General features: G+C 64.6%; 18 protein-coding genes and 1 pseudogene. 12 read left to right on the plus strand and 7 right to left on the minus strand.

Going from position 1 to position 22,977, the window contains the following annotated elements; all coding sequences use genetic code 11:
* Nucleotides 1-59 precede the first annotated feature (59 nt).
* Entirely contained in the window at nt 60-725 is a 666-nt protein-coding gene (locus tag AWB77_RS32260; RefSeq protein WP_061138508.1) for a TetR/AcrR family transcriptional regulator, read from the plus strand.
* A gap of 205 nt (nt 726-930) precedes the next feature.
* Nucleotides 931-1,209, plus strand: coding sequence for an RNA chaperone Hfq (hfq, locus tag AWB77_RS32265; RefSeq protein ID WP_061138509.1), 279 nt, complete (start codon nt 931-933; stop codon nt 1,207-1,209).
* Between the two features lie 13 nt (nt 1,210-1,222).
* On the opposite strand, the gene AWB77_RS32270 is transcribed toward hfq, so the two are convergent.
* From AWB77_RS32270 to AWB77_RS32280, 3 genes are all read right to left on the minus strand, one after another.
* Nucleotides 1,223-2,686 (minus strand): aldehyde dehydrogenase family protein, encoded by a 1,464-nt coding sequence (locus AWB77_RS32270; protein ID WP_061138510.1) that lies wholly within the window; start codon nt 2,684-2,686, stop codon nt 1,223-1,225.
* Entirely contained in the window at nt 2,683-3,654 is a 972-nt protein-coding gene (speB, locus tag AWB77_RS32275) for an agmatinase (protein ID WP_061138529.1), read from the minus strand. Before speB ends, AWB77_RS32270 begins: the two co-directional genes overlap by 4 nt.
* Before the next feature lie 113 nt (nt 3,655-3,767).
* Nucleotides 3,768-4,592 carry a helix-turn-helix transcriptional regulator gene (locus AWB77_RS32280; protein WP_061138511.1) on the minus strand — a complete coding sequence of 275 codons (825 nt, stop codon included), beginning with the start codon at nt 4,590-4,592 and terminating at the stop codon, nt 3,768-3,770.
* Nucleotides 4,593-4,797: 205 nt separating this feature from the next.
* Between AWB77_RS32280 and AWB77_RS32285 the strand changes: the two genes are divergently transcribed.
* The 10 genes and pseudogenes from AWB77_RS32285 (at nt 4,798) to AWB77_RS34890 (ending at nt 17,037) form a co-directional block, all read left to right on the plus strand.
* Nucleotides 4,798-5,145 (plus strand): cupin domain-containing protein, encoded by a 348-nt coding sequence (locus tag AWB77_RS32285; protein WP_061138512.1) that lies wholly within the window; start codon nt 4,798-4,800, stop codon nt 5,143-5,145.
* Between the two features lie 34 nt (nt 5,146-5,179).
* The gene (locus AWB77_RS32290; RefSeq protein WP_061138513.1) at nt 5,180-6,649 is read left to right on the plus strand and encodes an NAD(P)/FAD-dependent oxidoreductase; all 1,470 of its coding nucleotides are present in this window, start codon (nt 5,180-5,182) and stop codon (nt 6,647-6,649) included.
* 10 nt (nt 6,650-6,659) lie between these two features.
* Nucleotides 6,660-7,582, plus strand: a pseudogene (locus tag AWB77_RS32295) (LysR family transcriptional regulator).
* 72 nt (nt 7,583-7,654) lie between these two features.
* Complete coding sequence (locus tag AWB77_RS32300; protein WP_061138514.1) at nt 7,655-9,199, plus strand: purine-cytosine permease family protein; 1,545 nt, start codon at nt 7,655-7,657, stop codon at nt 9,197-9,199.
* Nucleotides 9,200-9,422: 223 nt separating this feature from the next.
* Complete coding sequence (gene kdpF, locus AWB77_RS32305) at nt 9,423-9,518, plus strand: K(+)-transporting ATPase subunit F (RefSeq protein ID WP_061138515.1); 96 nt, start codon at nt 9,423-9,425, stop codon at nt 9,516-9,518.
* Complete coding sequence (gene kdpA, locus AWB77_RS32310) at nt 9,515-11,290, plus strand: potassium-transporting ATPase subunit KdpA (RefSeq protein ID WP_061138516.1); 1,776 nt, start codon at nt 9,515-9,517, stop codon at nt 11,288-11,290. Before kdpF ends, kdpA begins: the two co-directional genes overlap by 4 nt.
* Before the next feature lie 14 nt (nt 11,291-11,304).
* Nucleotides 11,305-13,434, plus strand: a complete 2,130-nt coding sequence (gene kdpB / locus AWB77_RS32315) for a potassium-transporting ATPase subunit KdpB (RefSeq protein ID WP_061138530.1) — start codon at nt 11,305-11,307, stop codon at nt 13,432-13,434.
* Between the two features lie 4 nt (nt 13,435-13,438).
* Complete coding sequence (kdpC, locus tag AWB77_RS32320) at nt 13,439-14,014, plus strand: potassium-transporting ATPase subunit KdpC (protein WP_061138517.1); 576 nt, start codon at nt 13,439-13,441, stop codon at nt 14,012-14,014.
* Nucleotides 14,015-14,029: 15 nt separating this feature from the next.
* Entirely contained in the window at nt 14,030-16,786 is a 2,757-nt protein-coding gene (locus AWB77_RS32325) for a DUF4118 domain-containing protein (protein ID WP_061138518.1), read from the plus strand.
* A complete protein-coding gene (locus AWB77_RS34890; protein ID WP_074169000.1) occupies nt 16,786-17,037 on the plus strand; it encodes a hypothetical protein in 252 nt (83 codons plus the stop codon). Before AWB77_RS32325 ends, AWB77_RS34890 begins: the two co-directional genes overlap by 1 nt.
* Nucleotides 17,038-17,128: 91 nt before the next feature.
* Here the strand turns inward: AWB77_RS34890 and AWB77_RS32330 are convergent, their stop codons facing one another.
* From AWB77_RS32330 to acnD, 4 genes are all read right to left on the minus strand, one after another.
* The gene (locus AWB77_RS32330; protein WP_157694964.1) at nt 17,129-17,746 is read right to left on the minus strand and encodes a hypothetical protein; all 618 of its coding nucleotides are present in this window, start codon (nt 17,744-17,746) and stop codon (nt 17,129-17,131) included.
* Entirely contained in the window at nt 17,743-18,762 is a 1,020-nt protein-coding gene (locus AWB77_RS32335) for a DUF2515 family protein (RefSeq protein WP_061138520.1), read from the minus strand. The genes AWB77_RS32330 and AWB77_RS32335 overlap by 4 nt, the downstream gene beginning before the upstream one ends.
* Nucleotides 18,763-18,895: 133 nt before the next feature.
* Nucleotides 18,896-20,089, minus strand: coding sequence for a 2-methylaconitate cis-trans isomerase PrpF (prpF, locus tag AWB77_RS32340; RefSeq protein ID WP_061138521.1), 1,194 nt, complete (start codon nt 20,087-20,089; stop codon nt 18,896-18,898).
* A gap of 24 nt (nt 20,090-20,113) precedes the next feature.
* Nucleotides 20,114-22,711 carry a Fe/S-dependent 2-methylisocitrate dehydratase AcnD gene (gene acnD, locus AWB77_RS32345; protein WP_061138522.1) on the minus strand — a complete coding sequence of 866 codons (2,598 nt, stop codon included), beginning with the start codon at nt 22,709-22,711 and terminating at the stop codon, nt 20,114-20,116.
* Between the last annotated feature and the right edge of the window lie 266 nt (nt 22,712-22,977).

Consider the following 22,977-nt stretch of genomic DNA (forward strand, 5'->3'; position numbering starts at 1 on the left):
TCTAGTATGCACGAATCTAGACGCGAGCGTCTAGTTTGCCCCTGCCTTGTGGAGACACGATGAAAAAGCCTCGCGCCGACGATGAAAGCGAATTGCAGGATACGGAGCGCGGCAGCACTGCGCGTTCGCCGCTGCAGGCGCGCGGGCGCGCGCGCATCGAAGCCGTGCTGGACGCGACTGCCGAACTGATCGTCGAAAAGGGTCTGGAAGGCGTGACGATGCACGGCGTCGCGCGGCGGGCGCAAACGCCGATCGGCTCGATGTATCACTTTTTTCCAGATCGCGACGCGCTGCTCGCCGCGTTGTGGGATCGTCACGCGGCGGCGCTGGAGGAACTGGAAGACGAACTGGCGCGCATCGACAGCGAGACGTGGCGCGGGTTGTCGGCGGAAGCGGTGATCGATCGCATCATGACGCCGCACATCGAGTATTTCGAGCGCAAGACGGATCTTCTGATTTTGATGTCGGTGATGCCGCACGACGAAGCGAAGAAGAAGCGCAAGTCCAGCATGATGCGCAAGGTGATCGACGCGCGTATGCCCGGCGTAAAAGCGTCCGAGCGTGAGCTTTACGTCGACATGCTGCACGCGCTCGCAAGCGGCGCGCTCGCCGTCAAGCTGCGTCCCGCAATGGGCGACGTGCAACTCGCGCGGCGTTATCTGCGGGAAGTCAGGCGGGCGCTGGCCGCGTATCTGGCCGCCGTGGAAGCAACGGTGCTCAAGTGAAACGGCGCGCCGCTGCCAGATTGTTACGTTTCATACGACGATTTTGAAGTTTTCGGTGCGGACTTTACAGACTGATTTACTTTTCTTCGCACCAAGCGCGCGGAAACGGGATAATGACTCGTCCAAAGAAAACACGCCGAGCCGCGGGTGCGACGACTGAGAACCGTCAGCCGGGCGCCCGCGCTCCATCCGAAACGAGTCTCAAATGTCCAACACTCCAGCCAGCAGCATTCAAGGCGATTTTCTCAACGCGCTCCGAAAAGAACGCAAGCGCGTCTCCATCTATCTGGTCAACGGGATCAAGCTGACCGGCCATATCCAGTCGTTCGACACATATATGGTCTATCTCAACTCGACCGCCGGATCGCAAGTGCTCTTCAAGCATGCGATCTCGACCATCTGCGAAGATCACGGCGCGCCCGCTCGCCCGAATCATCGCGAAGGACGCGGTGCCGGCGACAGGCCGCCGCGTTCGCGCAGCTGACGCGCGAAGGCGCTCACGCCATGATCGCGTGGCGCAGTTCCTGATAGCTGCGCAATCCCGCCACGCCGAGCTCGCGGCCGATGCCGCTCAGCCCGAGCCCGCCCCAGCTCACCTGGGGGAAGATCAATTGCGGCGTGTCGATCCACACGAGGCCCGCGCGCAGCGCTTTCCTGTAGCGCCGCGCGGCCTCGTCGTCGCGTGTTACGACGGTCGCGACGAGTCCATAACGCGTATCGTTGGCGAGCGCGATCGCTTCATCGTCGGTGCGAAAGGATATGACGCATGCGACCGGCCCGAACACTTCGTCGGTCCATAAGACGTTGCGCGCATCCGGTTCCGCAATGACGACCGGCGCCATGAAGAAACCTCCCTCGCACGCGCTATCGAGCGCGCCGCTGAACGCGATGCGCGCGCCGTCCGCGATGCCTTCATCGAGTAACGCCTGCACGCGTTCACGCTGCGCGCGCGAAACGAGCGGACCCATCGCGACATTGCCGACATGCGGCGGCGCCACCACGTGCGCGCGCACCGCCACTTCGAGCGCGGCGATGAACTTGCGGTAGACATCGTCGTGCACGATGATGCGCGAGGTCGCCGAGCACATCTGCCCGGCGTTCGTGAACGCACCGCCGATGGCGAGCGCGACCGCGTGACCGATGTCCGCATCGGCGCGCACGATCAGCGCGGACTTGCCGCCGAGTTCGAGCGTCACGCGCTTCATGTCCTCTGCCGCCGTCTGCATGACCTTGCGGCCGACGGCGGTGCTGCCGGTGAACGAAATCTTGTCGACGAGCGGATGCGCCGCGAGCAGCGCGCCGACTTCGCCGCCGCCGTTCACGATATTCACGACGCCATCGGGCACGCCCGCCGCCGTCATGATGTCCGCCAGCATATGCTCCACCGGCGACGTGAGTTCCGATGGCTTCAGCACCGCCGTGCAGCCCGCCGCGAGCGCGGGCGCGATCTTCCACGCGGTCGTGACCATCGGGAAATTCCACGGCACGATCAGCGCGGCCACGCCCACCGCTTCGTGATGTCGTTCGCCCGAAACGGTATCGTCGGGCAAGCTCACTTTTTCGACGGCGAAAAGCGCTGCGTCCGCGCACAAGCCGCCGTAATACTCGAACGTGGCGATGGCGTCGCTGACATCGGTATCGGCTTCGAGCGGCGGCTTGCCGCTGACCTTTTGCTGCATCGACGAAAGACGCGCGCGATCCGCCGCGATGAGTTCCGCGATTCTGCGCAGCACTACGCCGCGCGATGCGGGCGTGCGGTCGCGCCACGCATCGCGCGCGGCGTGCGCGGCACGCACGGCGGCGTCGACCTGCGCGGCATCGGCGTGTTCCTGCCAGCCGATGACATCGCCCGTCGATGCATCATGAATCGCATTGCCCGATTCGAGCACCGATGCGCCGTAGCGCGTCCCCGCGATCGTCGCGGCGGGTAGAAGCAACGAGCGGTCTTCGCGCATGTTCATGCTTGCACCCCATTCGCTTGACGATAATGCACGCCCGGCATCACGCAGAGCATTTCGAACGCGAGATTCGCGCCGACGAGCGCCGTGGTGCCGGCCTGATCGTAAGGCGGCGACACTTCGACGAGATCCGCGCCCACGACGTTCAACCCTCTCATGCCGCGCACGATTTCGAGCCCTTGCTGCACGCTGAGTCCGCCGATTTCCGGCGTGCCGGTGCCGGGCGCGAACGCGGGATCGAGCCCGTCGATATCAAAGCTCAGATACACGGGCGTCTCGCCCACGCGCGCGCGCACTTCTTCCATCAACGGCGCGAGCGACCGGTTCCAGCACGCTTCAGCCTGTACGACGGTAAAGCCCTGCGCGCGGCACCAGTCGAAGTCGTCGGCGTGATAGCCGGTGCCGCGCAGACCGATCTGCGTGACCTTGTCGCATTGAAGCAGGCCGTCTTCCACCGCGCGTCGAAACGGCGTGCCGTGCGCGATCTTCTCGCCGAACATGGTGTCGTTGACGTCGGCGTGCGCATCGACGTGAACGACCGCGACCTTGCCGTACTTCTTGTGCAGCGCGCGCAGGATCGGCCATGCGATGGTGTGATCGCCGCCGAGCGTGATCGGGCGGCAGCCGTTCGCGACGATCGCATCGTATGCGCATTCGATCAGGCGCATCGAATCCTTGAGATCATAGGGATTGGTCGCGACATCGCCGATATCGGCTACTTGCAGCGAATCGAACGGGGCGGCGCGCGTCGCCATGTTGTAAGGCCGAAGCAGTACGGATTCCGAACGAATCTGACGCGGCCCAAAACGCGCGCCCGAGCGATTCGACGTGCCGATATCGAGCGGCACGCCGACGAAGCACGCATCGAGTCCTTCGGCGCTGGCCGCGTGCGGCAGGCGCATCATGGTGGCGATGCCGCCGAAGCGCGGCATGTCGTTGCCGCCAAGCGGCTGGTTGAGTTCGCGCTGCATCGATACGTCTCCCGTCATCGTTGTATGAACGGGGCGATGTTAGGCGACGCGAGCGCCGCGCGAATCACGAAGTGGAGATGTTCACATCGATCCGGTTCTATGTGAAGGCGGCGCTACCTCTGACCCCACGCGATCAGATCGCGCTTCGTGCGCACGCCGAGCTTCGCGAACGCGCGCTTCACATATGACTCCGCCGTGCCCACCCGCACGCCGACGATCTCCGCCGCCTCGGGCACCGTGCGCCCCGTGATGAGATGCGTGCAGATTTCGTATTCGCGCCTGGACAGACGCACGTGATCGGCAGCGATGCGCGCGTCGAATTGCGCGAGCGGATGCAGAAACGATGTCGGATGCGCGACGCGTCTCGCCGCGCTCGTCGATGCGTGCAGCTCCAGCAGCGGAAACAGGAATTCGCTCACGCTGCGAAAGCGGTTCATCTCGGCGAGCGTGAACGGCGGCGCATCGAGCGCGCGTTCGAGCGCGATGGAATCCTGCGCATGCAGCGTGCCGCGCGCGAGCACGCATTCGTGCGCGATCGACGCTTCATCGAAAAGTCGCTGACGGAATTCGCCGGGCGGAATCGCGCCGATGTCGCGCACGACGAGCATCGTCCCGACCTTGCCGCGAATGCCCGCGAAGAGCGGATCGCTGTCGTAGAAGCGGTCATAGTAGAGCGTCATGACTTCGGAGATGACGCCCGAGTCCATGCCGACGCCGCTGCTGCCGATCCACTCGCAGCGAAAGCCCGTCGGCTTGCTGCGATCGACACGCGAACGCTCGATATGCACGACATTGAGCGGCACGACTTCATTGAGAAGCAGCGTGAGACGCGGCACGAAATCCGGCGTGCCGACAGCTTCGATGACTTTGCCGAGCGTCTTGAACGAGAGCGGAAACGCGGCGTGATCGGAATTGAGCGGGGGTACGTTGAGCAGCATGGCGTGCCCCAGAAAAAAGGCTCTCCGATTGTAGATCATGCGCCGCATGCCTTGCCAGAAGGGGTTTTCTGCACTTTTAGGTATTTACCCGCGCTTCGCTAAAACGCGGCTTGTCCCCCCTGCGGGGGGGCATACCGGGGCATGTCGACCCGGTAACTTCGGTGCATCGATTGATTTTGAAACGACGCATCGAAGGAAACGACACGTGAGCAAGCTGATTCAGGACATCGCGCCGCTCGGCGCAGGCATCGGGCAATTCACGAAGCTCGACTACGGCATGGACGAAAGCGACTGGCGCGCGGCCGAGGGCAAGAGCGGCAACTTCGTGATCGGCTGGTGGGAAGGCAAGATCGGCGCCGTTGATTTTCCCGCGACCACTGCCGACGAAGCCGTGTGGCTCGTCGAAGGCCGCATCGCGCTCATCGACGTGAACGGCGCGCGCCGCGAATTCTCGGCGGGCGAGGGCTATCTGTTGCCGGCAGGTTTCGCGGGCCGCTGGGAAACGATCGAAGACGCGAAGAAGTTTTACGTCGTGCTCGAACCGCAGCAATAACCGCCGCGCGCCGCGCCCGAGGAGGAGACACGTCATGAACGAAAGCGCGCAACTTTTCGAACCCGCTATAGGCGATAGCGCCGCGCCGCCGCAAGCCGTGCGCCGCACGCCTGTGAAGCTGACCGTCGAGGAAGCGCTCGCGCGCACGCGGCTCATGCCCTACTGGCTCGACGATCCCGCCGAGCCGCCCGCCGAACCCGCGCTCGCGGGCGAGACGCGCGCGGATCTGCTGATCGTCGGCGGCGGTTTCACCGGTTTATGGGCCGCCGTGCAGGCGAAGGAGCGGATGCCCGAACTCGATGTCGTGCTGATCGAAGCGGGCCGCGTTGCGCATGGCGCATCGGGGCGCGCGGGCGGCATCATCTCGACATCGGTGATGCACGGGTTGCCCAACGCCGTGCGCGTGTTCCCGAACGACATCGCGCAGCTCGAAGCCTTCGGCCAGCGCAATCTGGACGGCTTCGAGGAAACGCTCGAACGATACGGCATCGACGCCGATATCGAATGGAACGGCGAGATGACGGTCGCCGTCGACCCCGATCACATCGATCATCTGCGCGCCGATCACGATCTGCACAGGTCCTACGGCCACGATGTCGTGCTGCTCGATGCGGCCGCGACGCGCGAGCAACTCGATTCGCCGCTGTTCGCGGGCGCGCTGTGGTCGCGCAATCGCAGCGGCATCGTGCATCCGGCGAAGCTCGCGTGGGGTTTGAAGCGCGCGGCGCTGCAACTCGGCGTGCGTGTCCACGAGCATAGTCCGCTGATCGACGTCACCGACGAAGGCGCGACCGTTTTCGTCAAAACGCCCGCGGGCAGCGTGCGCGCGCCGCGTGTGCTGTTCGGCAGCGGCACCGCGAAAGTCGGCATTCCCGATATCAACCGGCGCGTGCTGCAAGTGCGCGATCACGTGCTCGCGACCGAGCCGCTCACCGGCGAGCAACTCGCGCGCATCGGCTGGAAGCAGCGTCAGGGCATCTACGACACGCGCACGCAGCTCAACTATTTCCGTCTCACGAAGCGCAACAACATCATCTTCGGCGGCCTCGTGAGCTATCACTTCGACGGCGATCCGAACCCGCCGCGCGATCAGCAGCGCGACACGTACTACCGTCTCGCGGACGCGTTCTACAAGACCTTCCCGCAACTGGGCGACGTGCGCTTCTCGCACGCGTGGGGCGGCCCGATCGACTACTGCTCGCGCGGCTCCGTGTTCGCGAAGCGCTATCTCGGCGACAAGGCCGTGTTCGTCGCGGGCTACACGGGTTTCGGCGTCGCCGCGAGCCGCTTCGGCGCGTTCATGGGTCTGAACATCCTGTTCGATCGCGACAGCCCCGAGCGCGCGCTCGACATCGCCAATCAGAGTCCGACCTACATTCCGCCCGAGCCGGTCCGATGGCTCGCCGCGAAGGTGACCTTCCACGCGTTCGATGGCGCCGATGCCGAGGGCGGCTGGAAACGCGCGTGGATCAGGGGCATCAAGGCGATGGGCTTTCCGATGTGAGCGCGGCGACATGTTTTCAAACGCGTCGGATCTTGACCTGCGCCTCGTGCGCGTATTTCTCGCAGTCGTCGATGCGCGCGGCGTCACCGCCGCGCAAGCGTCGCTCGGCGTGCGCCAGTCGACCATCAGCGCGCAGCTTTCGGCGCTGGAAGCGCGCATGGGCTTCACGCTCTGCGAACGCGGGCGCGGCGGTTTCCGGCTGACGTCGAAAGGCGAGCGCTTCGTGGCATCGGCGCGCGCGCTGACGGCGGCGACATCGCAATTCGTCGCACAGGTGCGCGATATCGATCGCAAGCTCGTCGGCACGCTGTCTATCGGGCTGATCGGCCAGGCGTCGCATGTCGAGAACGCGCGGCTCGCCGAAGCGATCGGCGCGTTTCGCAAGCGCGATCAGGCCGTGCGCTTCGCGATGCACGTCGCGCCGCCGCAGGAGCTCGAAGAGAGCCTCGTCAACCGGCAGCTCGATATGGCGATCGGCTACTTCTGGCATCGCGTCGCGGGATTGTCGTACAGCAGGCTTTTCAGCGAGCGGCAAGTGCTGTGTTGCGGGCGCGGCCATCCGCTCTTTCACGCGAACCCGCACGTAACGCTCGACGATCTGCGCGCGCACGACTGGATCTGGCGCAGCTATTCCGTGCCGGAAGAACTCGCGAGCATCGGCGAGCGGCGCGTGACGGCGATCGCGGACAGCATCGCGCCGCGACCGTGCTGATTCTGTCGGGCAGCCACATCGGCTATCTGCCCGCGCATCACGCGGAACCGTTCGAGCAGCGCGGCCTCATCCGCGTGCTCGGGCGCACCGCCTTTGGCTTCGACGTGCCGCTGCATCTCGCGATGAAGCGCGGCATGGCCGACCAGCCGATCGTGCGCGCCTTCTGCGAAGACCTTTTCGATGTCTACGGCACGCGGGAGGTTCGCGCGGAAAGTCCGTGAACGGTTCGACTACGCAATACGGCGCGCATCCGCCCGCACCGGAGCGCGCCGATAACAATGGAGCGAGACAGCATGGCAGACGACAAAAGCCAGGACACGAGCATTACCCGAATCGAGACCTTCGGTTTCGAGCGCATTCCCGATGCGTCGCGCTACGCGCGGCCCATCGACCTGTTCCGCCTCCTGTTCGGCGGCTGCAACACGTTTTCGACATCGGTGCTCGGCAGCTTCCCGATCCTCGTCGGGCTTTCGTTCGAAGCGAGCCTGTGGGCCATCGTGCTCGGCGTGCTTGCCGGCACCTGCATCCTCGCGCCGATGAGTCTCTTCGGCCCGCGCAACGGCACGAGCGATCCGGTGTCGTCGGGCGCGCACTTCGGCATTCATGGCCGCATCGTCGGATCGTTTCTCGCGGTGCTCACGTCGGTCGCGTTCTTCTCGCTCGCCGTGTGGAGTTCGGGCGATGCGCTCGTCGGCGGCGCGCACGACATGGTCGGCCTGCCGGTCAATCCGTGGACGCTCGGCACCGCGTACATGGTGTTTGCCGTGCTCGTGCTGATCGTGTGCATCTACGGGTTCCGCTTCATGCTGTGGGTCAACAAGATCGCGGTGTGGGCGGCGAGCCTCATGTTCGTGCTCGGCGCGCTTGCCTTCGCGAACGCGTTCGACGTGCATTACGCGGGCACGCTGCGGCATGGCAGCGCGGGCTTCTGGGCGGCGTTCATCGGCGCGGCGCTGGTTGCGCTTTCCAATCCGGTTTCGTTTGCGTCCACGCTCGGCGACTGGGCGCGCTACATCCCGCAATCGACGCCGCGTCATCGCGTGATGGGCGCCGTGTTCGCCGCGCAGATCGCGACGTTCGTGCCGTTCTTCTTCGGCCTCGCGACCGCGACGATCATCGCGACGCACGCGCCGAATTACATCACGTCGAACGATTACGTGGGCGGCTTGCTCGCGGTGTCGCCCCGATGGTTCCTCTTGCCGATGTGCCTCATCGCGATCATCGGCGGCATGTCGACGGGCACGACCGCGCTCTACGGCACCGGCCTCGACATGTCGAGCATGTTCCCGAAATACCTCGATCGCGTGCGCGCGACGATGCTGATCGGCACGCTTGCCATCGGCTTCATCTTTCTCGGGCGCTTCGCGTTCAATCTCGTCGAAAGCGTCGCGACGTTCTCGACGCTCATCTGCACCTTCAGTTGCCCGTGGATGGCGATCATGGTGATCGGCTTCGTGCAGCGCGGCGGCTTCTATCTCGCCGACGATCTGCAGGTCTTCAACCGCGGCGGGCGCGGCGGCCACTACTGGTTCGCGCACGGCTGGAACTGGCGCGCGATGGGCGCGTGGCTGCCCGCGGCGTTCATCGGCCTCGCGTTCGTGAATCTGCCGGGACAGTTCGTCGGGCCGCTCGGCGCGCTCGCGGGAGGCTGCGACCTGAGCGTGCCGGTGTCGTTCGCAATCGGCGGCGTGCTGTATCTGGCGATGCTGTGGCGCTTTCCCGAACCCGATGCCGTGCACGGTCCGCAAGGCCGGCGTCTCATCGGCGTGACGCGCGAATCGCATTCACTCGCCGACGCGCCCACGCCGGCCTCCGTGCCGGTGAGCGCGCGCGAATGACGGTTCGGCGCGGCGTCTTTACGCGATATTTATACGTTCCCCAACGCTCTTACTAAGTCCTTTACGTCCGATTTTGTACTCTCCAGCCTGTCCTGAACCGTCTATGGGGAGAACACGAAATGGACCTGATTTACCTCGCCGGCATCGTCCTCGTCTGGGGACTCTGCGTGGCGCTCACGCGCGGCTGCGATCGATTGAGCCGCCGCGCGACGGGAGGCCGTCCATGAGCGCCTGGATGATGTGGCTCGCGGCGGCGTCGACGCTGCTGCTGTTCGTGTACCTCGTGTACGCGCTTCTGCGTGCGGAGGATCTCGAATGAACGCCAATACGTTCATGCAGACGGCGCTCTTCGTCGTCGTGCTGATCGCGCTCGCGATGCCGCTTGGCCGCTATATATCGAACGTGCTCGACGGATCGTCCGTCGTCGTGCGCAGGATCGGGCGGCCGGTCGAGGCGCTGCTGTATCGCATCGCCGGCGTCGATCCGGAAGCGGAGATGTCATGGAAGCATTACGCGCTCGCCGTCATGCTCTTCAACGTGCTCGGCGCGCTCGCGCTGTACGCGATCCTGCGTCTGCAAGGCGTGCTGCCGGCCAATCCGCAAGGCATGGCCGGCATGACGCCCGATGCCGCGTTCAACACCGCCATCAGCTTCGTGACCAACACGAACTGGCAGGACTACGGCGGCGAGAGCACGCTCGGCTATCTCGCGCAGATGCTCGGCCTCACCGTGCAGAACTTCGTGTCGGCGGCGACCGGCATCGCGGTCGTAATCGCGCTGATTCGCGGTTTCAAGCGGCATAGCGCGCAGACCATCGGCAACTTCTGGGTCGATCTCACGCGCACGACGCTCTACATCCTCGCACCGCTCGCAATCGTGTTCGCGCTCGTCTTCGTGAGCCAGGGCGCGATCCAGAACTTCAGGTCGTATCAGGACGTGCCCACGCTGCAAGTGACCACGTATCAGACGCCGGCAGCGGGCAGCGCCGCGCCGCAGACGCTGAAGGCCGACAAGCAAACCCTGCCGATGGGCCCGGTCGCCTCGCAGGAAGCGATCAAGATGCTCGGCACCAACGGCGGCGGCTTCTTCAACGCCAACTCCGCGCATCCGTACGAGAACCCGACGCCGTTCTCGAACTTCATGCAGATGCTCGCGATGCTCATCATCCCGGCGGCGCTGTGCGTCGTGTTCGGGCGCACCGTCGGCGACAGGCGGCAGGGCTACGCCGTGCTTGCGGCGATGACCATTGCGTTCGCGCTCGCGTGCTGGGGCGAGATTTCGGCCGAGCAGGCGGGCAATCCCGTGTTCGCGTCGATGAAGGTCGATACGCAGGCGTCCGCGTTCCAGTCCGGCGGCAACATGGAAGGCAAGGAAACGCGCTTCGGCATCGCGCAATCGGGGATCTTCACCGTGGCGACGACGGCCGCGTCCTGCGGCGCGGTCGCCAACATGCACGATTCGCTCACGCCGCTCGGCGGCCTCGTGCCGATGCTTCTCATCCAGCTCGGCGAAGTGATCTTCGGCGGCGTCGGCTCGGGGCTGTACGGCATGCTCGCCTTCGCGCTGCTGGCCGTGTTCGTCGCGGGGCTGATGATCGGGCGCACGCCGGAATACGTCGGCAAGAAGATCGAATCGTTCGAGATGAAGATGGTGTCGATCGTCATTTTGCTGACGCCGCTCGTCGTGCTCGCGGGCACGTCGGTCGCGGTGCTGAGCGCGGCGGGCACGGCGGGCATCGCGAATCCCGGCGCGCACGGCTTCTCCGAAATCCTCTACGCGTTCAGCTCCGCCGCGAACAACAACGGCAGCGCGTTCGGCGGATTGTCGGTGAACACGCCGTTCTACAACTCGATGCTCGGCATCGCGATGTGGTTCGGCCGCTTCGGCACGCTCATCCCGATTCTCGCCATCGCCGGATCGCTCGCCGCGAAAAAGCGTCTTGCCGTGACGGCGGGCACGTTGCCCACGCACGGACCGCTCTTCGTGGTGCTGCTGCTCGGCACGCTCCTGCTCGTGGGCGCGCTTACGTATGTCCCGGCGCTCGCGCTCGGGCCGATCGTCGAGCAGATATCGATGATCGCAGGCCATTGAATTTCGAGGACAGCATGAATCAACCCAATCAAATGCCGATGCACCGTCCCGAGAATCTGGGCCAGGCGCGCACGGCCGCACGTTCGATGTTCGATCCGTCGCTCCTGAAGCCGGCGATCGTCGATTCGTTCAGAAAGCTCGCACCGCGCACGCAGTTGCGCAATCCGGTGATGTGCTGCGTGTACGTCGGCAGCATTCTGACGACGGTGCTCTGGATCGCCGCGCTCGCAGGTCAGGCGGAAGCGCCCGCGGGCTTCATCCTCGCGATCGCGCTGTGGCTGTGGTTCACGGTGCTCTTCGCAAACTTCGCTGAAGCGCTCGCGGAAGGGCGCTCGAAGGCGCAGGCGGCGTCGCTGCGTCAGGCGAAGCACAACGTGATGGCGAAGAAGCTCAACGAGCCGCATCCGAAATCGCCGATCCGCATCACGACATCCACAGACCTGCGCAAGGACGACGTAGTGCTCGTCGAAGCGGGCGACGTCATTCCCGCTGACGGCGACGTGATCGAAGGCGTCGCGTCGGTCGACGAATCCGCGATCACGGGCGAATCCGCGCCGGTGATCCGCGAGTCGGGCGGCGACTTTTCGTCGGTGACGGGCGGCACGCGCGTCCTGTCGGACTGGATCGTCGTGCGCGTTTCCGTGAATCCCGGCGAGGCGTTTCTCGACCGCATGATCGCGATGGTCGAAGGCGCGAAACGCCGCAAGACGCCGAACGAAATCGCGCTGACGATCCTGCTCGTCGCGCTCACGCTCGTGCTGCTCTTCGCGACCGCGACGTTGCTGCCGTTCTCGATGTTCGCCGTGGATGCCGCGAAGCAAGGCCACGTCGTGACGATCACCGCGCTCGTCGCGCTGCTGGTGTGCCTGATCCCGACGACCATCGGCGGGCTGCTTTCGGCGATCGGCGTCGCGGGCATGAGCCGCATGATGCAGGCGAACGTGATCGCCACGTCGGGCCGCGCGGTCGAAGCGGCCGGCGACGTCGACGTGCTCCTGCTCGACAAGACCGGCACGATCACGCTCGGCAACCGTCAGGCGTCGGCGTTCGTGGCCGCGCCCGGCGTGGCCGAGCGCGATCTCGCCGACGCGGCGCAACTCGCCTCGCTCGCCGACGAAACGCCGGAAGGCCGCAGCATCGTCGTGCTGGCGAAGCAGCGCTTCAATATCCGCGAGCGCGACATGGCGACGCTGCACGCGACGTTCCTCGCCTTCAGCGCGCAGTCGCGCATGAGCGGCGTCGATCTGCCCGAGCGCGAGATTCGCAAGGGTTCGGCCGTTGCGGTGAAGCGCTATATCGAGGATGGCGGCGGGCGCTTTCCGCAGGAAGTGCAGCATGCTGTCGACGAGGTCGCGCGTCGCGGCAGCACGCCGCTCGTCGTCGCGGAACGGGTGAGCGGCGCGTCGCGCGCGCTCGGCGTGATCGAACTGAAGGACATCGTGAAGGGCGGCATCAAGGAGCGCTTCGCGGAGTTGCGCAAGATGGGCATCAAGACGGTGATGGTGACGGGCGACAACCGGCTGACGGCGGCGGCGATCGCGGCGGAAGCGGGCGTCGACGACTTCCTTGCCGAAGCGACGCCCGAAGCGAAGCTCGCGACGATCCGCGCGCATCAGTCGGAAGGACGACTCGTCGCGATGACCGGCGACGGCACCAACGACGCGCCTGCGCTCGCGCAGGCCGACGTCGCCGTCGCGATGAACACCGGCACGCAGGCCGCGAAGGAAGCGGGCAACATGGTCGATCTGGATTCGAACCCGACGAAGCTCATCGAGATCGTGGAGATCGGCAAGCAGATGCTGATGACGCGCGGCTCGCTCACGACGTTCTCGATAGCCAACGACGTCGCCAAGTACTTCGCGATCATCCCGGCCGCGTTCGCGACGACGTATCCGCAGTTGCGCGTGCTGGACGTGATGCATCTCGCGTCGCCGTCCTCGGCGATATTGTCGGCGGTGATCTTCAACGCGCTCATCATCGTGTTCCTGATCCCGCTCGCATTGAAGGGCGTGAAGTATCGCGCGCTCGGCGCGGCGTCGTTGCTGCGCCGCAATCTGCTGATTTACGGCCTGGGCGGTATTCTGCTGCCATTCCCGTTCATCAAGCTCATCGACATGGTCATTGCCGCACTCGGCTGGAGTTGAAATCATGAAGACTATTCTGCGTGCCGCGCTCGTTTTGCTGGTCGCGCTCTCCGTGGTCACCGGCCTGATCTATCCGGCGGTCGTGACGGCGATCGGCCAGGCAGCGTTTGCGCATCAGGCGAACGGCAGCCTCATCGAGCGCGACGGCAAGACGGTCGGCTCGGAGATCATCGGCCAGCAGTTCGACGCGCCGCGCTACTTCTGGGGCCGTCTCTCCGCGACGACGCCGAATCCGTACAACGCGGGTAATTCGAGCGGCTCCAATCTCGGGCCGACGAATCCCGCGCTCGCCGATGAAATCAAAGGTCGAATCGACGCGCTCCACGCCGCCGATCCGGATAACGCCGCGCCGGTGCCGGTCGATCTGGTGACGTCGTCGGGCAGCGGGCTCGACCCCGAGATCAGCCCGGCGGCGGCTGCGTATCAGGTCGCGCGGGTCGCGAAGGCGCGCGGCATGCCGGCCGCGCAGGTCGAGGCGCTCGTCGCGCAGGCGACGAGCGGGCCTCAGTTCGGCGTGCTCGGCGAGCCGCGCGTGAACGTGCTGAAGCTCAATCTCGCGCTGGACGCGGCGCATCTCTGAGGCTGAACGACGGCGATGACACGGCCCGATCCCGACGAACTGCTCGGCAAGCTCCAGCGCGAAGAGGAAAAGCGCCGGCGCGGGCGGCTGAAGGTGTTCTTCGGCGCCTGCGCGGGCGTCGGCAAGACGTTCGCGATGCTGCAGGCGGCGCGGCGTCGTCGCGAGGAGGGCGCGGATGTCGTCGTCGGCGTCGTGGAGACGCATGGGCGGCGCGAGACGCTCGCGCTCGTCGACGGCTTCGACATCGTGCCGGCGGCGCGTGTCGAATATCGCGGGCGGCTGCTTGCGGAATTCGATCTCGACGCCGCGCTCGCGCGCAAGCCGGAACTGATTCTCGTCGATGAACTCGCGCATTCGAACGTGCAGGGCTCGCGTCATCTGAAGCGCTGGCAGGACGTGCAGGAATTGCTCGACGCGGGCATCGACGTGTACACGACGCTCAACGTCCAGCACCTCGAAAGCCTGAACGATATCGTCGGGCGCATCACCGGCATTCGCGTGTGGGAGACGGTGCCCGACCGCGTGTTCGATCTCGCCGACGAAGTCACGCTCGTCGATCTGCCGCCCGAGGAACTGCTCGACCGTCTGCGCGACGGCAAGGTCTATCTGCCGACGCAAGCCGAACACGCGGTGCGCAATTTCTTTCGCAAGGGCAATCTGATCGCGCTGCGCGAACTCGCGTTGCGGCGCACGGCGGATCGCGTCGATGCGCAGATGCGCGAATATCGCGCGGATCAATCGATCGAACGCATCTGGCGTGCGCGCGAGCGCCTGATTGCGTGCGTCGGTCCGGGCGTGGACAGCGCGGCGCTGGTTCGCGCGGCCGCGCGGCTCGCGGCGGCATTGAAGGCGGACTGGCTCGCGGTCTATGTCGAAACGCCGAAACTGCAACGCCTCTCCGACGACGAACGCCGCCGCACGCTCGATGCGCTCAAGCTCGCGTCCGAACTCGGCGCGGAAACGGTGACGCTCGATGGCGCGGATGCCGCCGCGACGCTCATCGACTATGCGCGCATGCGCAACGTGTCGAAGCTCGTGGCCGGCGCGCCGGCGACGAAAGGCTGGCGGCGCCATATCGATCGGCCGGTGAGCGAGCGCATCATTCGGCAGGCTGCGGATATCGACGTGACGCTCGTATCGACGGGCACGCGCGATGGCGGCCAACGCCCGGCGCTCACGTTCGGCGCGCTGCGCGACGGCATGCATTCGTCGCCGCGTTCCTATGCCATTGCGCTCGCGATTGGCGCGGGCATCACGCTGGTCGCGAACGCGCTTGCCGCGCAGCGTTTCGCGCTGACCAATCTCGTGATGCTGTATCTGCTCGGCGTGATTTTCGCGGCGGCGAAACTCGGGCGCGGGCCGGGCGTGATGCTGTCGTTCCTGTCGGTCGCGGCGTTCGATTACTTCTTCGTCGCGCCGGTGATGTCGTTCTCGGTCAGCGACACGCAGTATCTTCTGACCTTCGCCGTGATGCTGCTGACGTCGCTGACGATCAGCCATCTGACGTCGAGTTTGCGGCGCGAGGCGCGCATCGCATCGCAACGCGAACGGCGCACCGGGGCGATGTACGCGATGACGAAAGAGCTCGCCGCCGCGCTGATGACCGAGCAGATCATCGAGATCGGCACGCGCCACGTCGCGGAAGTGTTTCAGGCGAAAGCCGCGATCCTTTTGCCCGACAGCGCCGAGAAACTGCAGCAGAAGGTGACCGACGTGAATCCGGAGACGACGCTCGACACCGCGCAACTCGATCTCGACATCGCGCAATGGGTCTACGACCAGCAGAAGCCCGCGGGACTCGGCACCGACACGCTGCCCGCCGCGCAGGCGCTCTATCTGCCGCTCAAGGCGCCGATGCGCACGCGCGGGGTGCTCGCCTTCGCGCCGCAGCGCGTGGCCGATCTCGCAGTTCCCGAGCAGCATCGGATGATCGAGACGTTCGCATCGCAGATTGCGCTTGCGATCGAGCGCGTGCATTACGTCGATATTGCGCGGGACGCGCTCGTCAACATGGAATCGGAGCGCTTGCGCAACTCGCTGCTGTCCGCGATATCGCACGATCTGCGCACGCCGCTGACATCGATCGTCGGCTTTGCATCGATTCTGGAAGAGCAGGGCGCCGGGCGCGCGCCCGAACTCGTGCATGCGATCCACGAGGAAGCGTTGCGCATGACCGGCCTCGTGACCAATCTGCTCGATATGGCGCGTCTGCAAGCGGGCGCGATCCGCCTGAACCGGCAATGGTCGATGCTCGAAGAGACCGTCGGCGCGACGCTTCCGGCGCTCAGGCGCACGCTTGCGGGACGCCGCGTAAAGACGCGCATTCCGCCCGATCTGCCGCTTCTGCAACTCGATGCCGTGCTGATGGACCGGCTTCTTGCTAACCTGCTGGAGAACGCGGCGAAGTACACGCCGAAAGATGCCGGCATCGATATCTCCGCGCGCGAGGAAGAGATTGGCGGCGAGCGCTTCGTGCGCGTGTGCATCGACGATTACGGGCCGGGTATTCAGCCGGGCATCGAGACGCGTCTCTTCGAGAAGTTCACGCGCGGAGAGAAGGAGTCGGCGCAATCGGGCGTGGGGCTGGGGCTCGCGATTTGCCGCGCGATCGTGGAGGCGCATGGCGGGCGCATCGGCGCGGAGAATCGCGTGGATGCGAGCGGAAGCGTGGAAGGCGCGCGGTTCTGGTTTACGCTGCCGGCGGATGGCACGCCGCCGCTCGACTTGCCCGCCGATGAAGAAGCGGCGTTGGCGAAGCGCGAGCGTGATTGATGGCCTGGAAACCGGCTTTCAATGGCATCGCAGATCGCGCGGTGCGTATATGTGGCCGTAAGCTCGCGCTGCTACGATGGCGCCTCCTTTCTTTCCACGACATCGAACTCATGAAAAAAGCTGTTCTCGCCGTATTGGTTGCTGGCACCACGTTCCTTTCGGTTGCTCCGGCTTTCGCTGCATCGCATGGCCACCATCCGGTTTGCCATAAGGTGCGCGTGCATCATCATTGGGAACGTCACTGCAAGTAAGCGGCTTTTCTTGAAGTATGAAAGCCTCCGCAGAGAGTCGGGGGCTTATGCCATGTAAGGGCGAGTGCGGCGATGCAGTTGAGGTCGTTCGTCACTCGCCGGACCGGTCCGTCCAGAATGGCGGCCCAAGCTCGAGTGTCACGATGTACCGTTCTTTTCCGGGTTGCTGCGGCACGGAGTGGCATCCGACGTCAAGCGATACCTGATACCGGTCGCCGCCGTTCCAGACCGACATCGGAAACCGGCACTCGTGAAGATCGCTCCGGAGTTGCGGCGTATCCTCGATAGCACGCATCTCGCTGTATTGAAACGGACGCCAGCCCGAACGATGCAACTGATCCTGAATGTTCGCGACGACGGACAAGGCATCGTCCAGCGGCAACGGCTTCGTTTGTGGCGATAGCCGGATGGAAGTCACATTCCGGTTATCAGGGCCGCCCATGCCCAGATCCAGAATCACTGAACGCGGTGTCGTGAAACCATAGACCGGGTCGTCGAATCGAAACTTCGCGATGACCTCCGGCAATGCTCCCCAGCCCCGGTTGCGATCCGGCAATACCGGCGACGCTTTCTGAACCAGTTCGTAAGGCTCGCCGAGTCTCAACGTCACGACCGCCGACTCACGCTGCCGATACGCCCAGACTGCGATAGTCAGCAGCAGCACTGTTGCGACTACCAACTGGATTCTTCTCGTATTGCGCGTCATCATCTCGGCCCGCCGATCAAGTAGAGCGAGTTCTCCACGTCATGTTTCAGCAGCGGATCATGAAGCAACCTGTCGAAGCGGTCGGCGGCGCGCATGACGAAATTCATGCGTTGTCCCGGATCAGCAAGATTGGCAAGGGGCAGTCTGCTAAACGGCTCTCGCTGTGCACTCGCTCCCGTCACCGTGCATTGATTAGCCAGCGTCAATTGTATTTCCCTGGCGGATCCCGTGGGAATGCTGAGCGCCCATGCGAACTGATTGCCGCGCATTAGCGTAGCGAACATCGGGTCCGAATAAATCGCCGTTTGCAAGATGTTTATCTGCTCATGTCGAGCCATCAACCGCACACCCTGGCTGATGTTGCCGCTATCGATAGCGGTAAAAGCGTCAACGACTTCGGACCACTCCCGACCGAATTCGATCTTCTTTCTGAGCGGCCAATACACTTCATCACCGATCGATTGTCGCAGCGGGTAGCAACGTTTCAACCGGGCCAGTCCGAACGCCTCGTAGAACTTGTGCAGCGGCCAGATTTCGAGGAACAAGGCAGTGTTGCCCAGCGCGAGCATTTGATACACCTTCTGCGCACCTTCCCCCATAATCTGATCCTGCATCGGCATGCGGGGTGAGCCGTAAGGCGACATCCTGTCCAGCGCCGACGCGTTCTGCTCCCAACGCTGATACGCGTCGCGCTGCTGATTGGATTTCTGGATCAACTCGGCGGAGTTGAGCAGGCCGCATCCGACCTGCTTGGATGCGAAGGCAGCGAGGCCCGCCCATTGGAAGCGTCGGTCTTCCAGCCAGAGCTGCGCGTAGGCAGCGTTGATACGGCGGTTGCGCACGATCGGGTTCGCGTTCGATACGATGCGCTCGGCCTCCTTCTGCAAGTTGCGCCAGCAACGGAGACAGTCCTCCTTGTCTGTCTCTGCTTTTTTGCGGGCCGCTTTCTCTTCTTCTTTCCGCTTCGGGTAACAGACCGGGCAGCGCGGATCGTCGCATGCCGTTTCAGAATAAGCCATGTAGTTGGGAAACCTTATCAATCGGAATCCGCAAGATACAAGGCAACGACAGATGAACTATGGATATGTGTGCCGGCTGAACATGAAGAAGCCCCGCGAACGGGGCTTTTCTTCCATCCAGTAACCGCCAGCCTCACCCCACCACCGGCTCCGGCACCCTCACGCGCCCCTCCATCAAAACCCGCGCACTGCGGCTCATGATCGCCTTCTTCACCTGCCATTCACCGTTCACCTCGACCGCTTCCGCACCGACGCGCAGCGTGCCCGACGGATGCCCGAAGCGCACCGACTGACGCTCGCCGCCGCCCGCCGCGAGATTGACGAGTGTGCCGGGAATTGCCGCCGCCGTGCCGATCGCGACCGCCGCCGTGCCCATCATCGCGTGATGCAGCTTGCCCATCGACATCGCGCGCACGAGCACGTCGACATCGCCTACGCCGATGCGCTTGCCGCTCGATGCGACATACTCCGCCGGCGGCGCGACGAACGCGACCTTCGGCGTGTGCTGACGTTTCGCGATCTCATCGAGATTCCTGATGAGCCCCATGCGCAGCGCACCGTACGCGCGAATGGTCTCGAAGCGCTTCAACGCGGCATCGTCGCCGTTGATCGCGTCCTGAAGCTCCGTGCCCGTGTAGCCGATGTCGTCCGCGTTCAGGAAGATCGTCGGGATGCCTGCGTTGATCATCGTCGCCTTGAAGGTGCCGATGCCGGGCACTTCCAGATCGTCGACGAGATTGCCCGTCGGAAACATCGCGCCTTGCGCGCCTTCTTCCTCGGCAGCGGGATCGAGAAATTCGAGCTGCACTTCGGCGGCGGGGAAGGTCACGCCGTCGAGCTCGAAGTCGCCGGTTTCCTGCACCGCGCCGTTGGTCATCGGTACATGCGCGATGATCGTCTTGCCGATGTTCGCCTGCCAGATACGCACGACCGCAATGCCGTTGTCCGGCACGCGTCCGGGATCGACCAGACCGCTTGCGATCGCGAACGGCCCGACCGCCGCCGACAGATTGCCGCAGTTGCCGCTCCAGTCGACGAACGGTTTGTCGATGGCGACCTGCCCGAAAAGATAATCGACGTCATGTCCGTCGCGCGCGCTCTTCGACACGATGACCGTCTTGCTCGTGCTCGATGTCGCGCCGCCCATGCCGTCGATCTGCTTGCCATACGGATCCGGGCTGCCGATCACGCGCAGAAAGAGCGCATCGCGCGCGGGGCCGGGCACGCGCGCGGCTTCGGGCAAGTCGTTCAGGCGAAAGAAAACGCCCTTGCTGGTGCCGCCGCGCATGTAGGTCGCGGCGATCTTGATCTGAGGTGCGTGTGCCATGTCGTTCGTGTCCTTGATTGAATGTCAGGCCGCTTCTTTCGACGACTCGAGGAAGTCCTGCGCGAAACGCTGCAGCACGCCGCCGGCCTCGTAGATCGAGACTTCCTCGGCCGTATCGAGCCGGCACGTCACGCGCGCTTCGACACGCTCGCCGTTCGCGCGATGAATCACGAGCGTGAGATCCGCGCGCGGCTTGCGCTCGCCGATGACGTCGAAAGTCTCGGTGCCGTCGATACCGAACGTCTGCCGGTTCTCGCCCGCCTTGAATTCGAGCGGCAGCACGCCCATGCCGATCAGGTTCGTGCGATGGATCCGCTCGAAGCCTTCCGCGACGATCGCCTCCACGCCCGCGAGCCGCACGCCTTTCGCGGCCCAGTCGCGCGACGAGCCTTGCCCGTAATCCGCACCCGCGACGATGATGAGCGGCTGCTTGCGCTCCATATACGTTTCGATGGCTTCCCACATGCGCGTGACGCGGCCTTCCGGCTCGATGCGCGCGAGCGAGCCTTTCTTCACCTGACCATCGACGATAGCCATTTCGTTGATGAGCGTCGGATTCGCGAAGGTCGCGCGCTGCGCCGTCAGATGATCGCCGCGATGTGTCGCGTACGAGTTGAAGTCTTCTTCGGGCAAGCCCATCTTCGCGAGGTATTCGCCTGCCGCGCTGTTCGCGAGAATCGCGTTGGACGGCGAGAGATGGTCCGTCGTGATGTTGTCGCCGAGCACCGCAAGCGGACGCATTCCGCTGAGCGTGCGAGCGCCTGCAAGCGCGCCTTCCCAATACGGCGGACGGCGGATGTACGTGCTTTGCCCGCGCCAGTCGTATAGCGGGCTGACGGCGTCGCCGCGAGCTTCGGTGAGTGCGAACATCGGTTCGTAGACGCGACGGAACTGCTCGGGCTTCACGCTCTGCTTCACGATGGCGTCGATTTCCTCATCGCTCGGCCAGATGTCCTTCAGGTACACGGGCTGGCCGTTCTTGCCAACGCCGAGCGCGTCGCGTTCGATATCGAAGCGGATCGTGCCCGCGATCGCATACGCGACGACGAGCGGCGGCGATGCGAGAAACGCCTGCTTCGCATACGGATGAATGCGGCCGTCGAAATTGCGGTTGCCCGAGAGCACGGCCGTCGCGTACAGATCGCGATCGATGATCTCCTGCTGGATCGCCGGATCGAGCGCGCCGGACATGCCGTTGCACGTCGTGCACGCGAACGCGACGATGCCGAAACCGAGCTTCTCGAGATCTGGCAGCAGACCGGCTTCCTGCAAATACAGTTCGACCGCTTTCGATCCCGGCGCGAGCGACGACTTCACCCACGGCTTGCGCATGAGCCCTTGCGCATTCGCATTGCGCGCGAGAAGCGCCGCCGCGATCACGTTGCGCGGATTGCTCGTGTTCGTGCAGCTCGTGATCGCCGCGATGATGACCGCGCCATCGGGCATGCGTCCCGGCGTTTCTTCCCATTGGCCCGCGATGCCGCGCGCCGCGAGTTCGGACACCGGCAGGCGCTTGTGCGGATTCGACGGGCCGGCCATGTTGCGCACGACCGTCGACAGATCGAAGCGCAGCACGCGTTCGTATTCGGCGTGCGTCAACGAATCAGCCCAGAGGCCAGCGGTTTTCGCGTATGTCTCGACGAGGCTCACCTGCTTGTCGTCGCGGCCGGTGAGACGCAGATACTCGATGGTCTGCTCGTCGATGTAGAACATCGCGGCGGTCGCGCCGTACTCGGGCGCCATGTTCGAGATCGTCGCGCGATCGCCGAGCGTGAGGCTCGACGCGCCTTCGCCATAGAACTCGAGATACGCGCCGACGACCTTTTCGCGGCGCAGGAATTCGGTGAGCGCGAGCACGATATCGGTCGCGGTGATGCCGGGCTGCCGCTTGCCCGAAAGCTCGACGCCGACGATATCCGGCAGACGCATCCACGATGCGCGGCCGAGCATCACGTTCTCCGCTTCGAGCCCGCCGACGCCGATCGCGATGACGCCGAGCGCATCGACGTGCGGCGTGTGGCTGTCGGTGCCGACGAGCGTGTCGGGATACGCGAGGCCAGCGATCGCGTGAATCACCGGCGACATGCGCTCCAGATTGATCTGATGCATGATGCCGTTGCCCGGCGGGATGACATCGACATTCTTGAACGCTTTCTTGGTCCAGTTGATGAAGTCGAAACGATCCTCGTTGCGCCGGTCTTCGATCGCGCGATTCTTCGCGAACGCATCGGGATCGAAACCGCCGCATTCCACCGCGAGCGAATGATCGACGATGAGCTGCACCGGCACCACTGGGTTCACCTTCGCGGGATCGCCGCCCTGATCCGCGATGGCATCGCGCAAGCCGGCGAGATCGACGAGCGCCGTCTGGCCGAGAATGTCATGACACACGACGCGCGCGGGAAACCACGGAAAGTCGCGCTCGCGCTTGCGTTCGACGAGCTGCATCAGCGATTGTTCGAGGATTGCCGGATCGCAGCGGCGCACGAGATTCTCCGCGAGCACGCGCGAGGTGTAAGGCAGCTTGTCGTAGGCGCCCGGCGCGATGGCTTCAACGGCGGCGCGCGCATCGAAGTAATCGAGCGAGGTGCCAGGCAGGGGTTTGCGGTTTGCAGTATTCATCGCGTGTCTCGGTCATGGCATGGTCTTTCGCGCGCCATGCTCAAAGGTATTGTGGGGAAAACCCCGTCCATCTGGATTCGGGCTATTTTAGGCGCCGTTTTCGAAAATAACGCGCCGCCGGTCGCGGCGGCGCGGTCGCGCGTCGCTAGGCTTTATGCACGCTTTGCCAGCGGGACGAACTCGAGATTGTCCGGTCCCGTGTAATTCGCGCTCGGCCGGATGATCTTGTTGTCGATGCGTTGCTCGATGATGTGCGCGGCCCAGCC

The organism is Caballeronia fortuita (genome assembly GCF_001544835.2).
GTDB classification, from domain to species: domain Bacteria; phylum Pseudomonadota; class Gammaproteobacteria; order Burkholderiales; family Burkholderiaceae; genus Caballeronia; species Caballeronia fortuita.

Bases quoted from the DNA above. Each gene is read 5' to 3' on its own strand.
- AWB77_RS32330 (WP_157694964.1), bottom strand. From the start codon at position 17,746: ATGATGACGCGCAATACGAGAAGAATCCAGTTGGTAGTCGCAACAGTG.
- AWB77_RS32260 (WP_061138508.1), top strand. From the start codon at position 60: ATGAAAAAGCCTCGCGCCGACGATGAAAGCGAATTGCAGGATACGGAG.
- acnD (WP_061138522.1), bottom strand. From the start codon at position 22,711: ATGAATACTGCAAACCGCAAACCCCTGCCTGGCACCTCGCTCGATTAC.
- AWB77_RS32335 (WP_061138520.1), bottom strand. From the start codon at position 18,762: ATGGCTTATTCTGAAACGGCATGCGACGATCCGCGCTGCCCGGTCTGT.
- AWB77_RS32290 (WP_061138513.1), top strand. From the start codon at position 5,180: ATGAACGAAAGCGCGCAACTTTTCGAACCCGCTATAGGCGATAGCGCC.
- AWB77_RS34890 (WP_074169000.1), top strand. From the start codon at position 16,786: ATGGCCTGGAAACCGGCTTTCAATGGCATCGCAGATCGCGCGGTGCGT.
- AWB77_RS32325 (WP_061138518.1), top strand. From the start codon at position 14,030: ATGACACGGCCCGATCCCGACGAACTGCTCGGCAAGCTCCAGCGCGAA.
- AWB77_RS32300 (WP_061138514.1), top strand. From the start codon at position 7,655: ATGGCAGACGACAAAAGCCAGGACACGAGCATTACCCGAATCGAGACC.
- AWB77_RS32270 (WP_061138510.1), bottom strand. From the start codon at position 2,686: ATGAACATGCGCGAAGACCGCTCGTTGCTTCTACCCGCCGCGACGATC.
- hfq (WP_061138509.1), top strand. From the start codon at position 931: ATGTCCAACACTCCAGCCAGCAGCATTCAAGGCGATTTTCTCAACGCG.
- kdpF (WP_061138515.1), top strand. From the start codon at position 9,423: ATGAGCGCCTGGATGATGTGGCTCGCGGCGGCGTCGACGCTGCTGCTG.
- AWB77_RS32280 (WP_061138511.1), bottom strand. From the start codon at position 4,592: ATGCTGCTCAACGTACCCCCGCTCAATTCCGATCACGCCGCGTTTCCG.
- speB (WP_061138529.1), bottom strand. From the start codon at position 3,654: ATGCAGCGCGAACTCAACCAGCCGCTTGGCGGCAACGACATGCCGCGC.
- prpF (WP_061138521.1), bottom strand. From the start codon at position 20,089: ATGGCACACGCACCTCAGATCAAGATCGCCGCGACCTACATGCGCGGC.
- kdpA (WP_061138516.1), top strand. From the start codon at position 9,515: ATGAACGCCAATACGTTCATGCAGACGGCGCTCTTCGTCGTCGTGCTG.
- kdpB (WP_061138530.1), top strand. From the start codon at position 11,305: ATGAATCAACCCAATCAAATGCCGATGCACCGTCCCGAGAATCTGGGC.
- kdpC (WP_061138517.1), top strand. From the start codon at position 13,439: ATGAAGACTATTCTGCGTGCCGCGCTCGTTTTGCTGGTCGCGCTCTCC.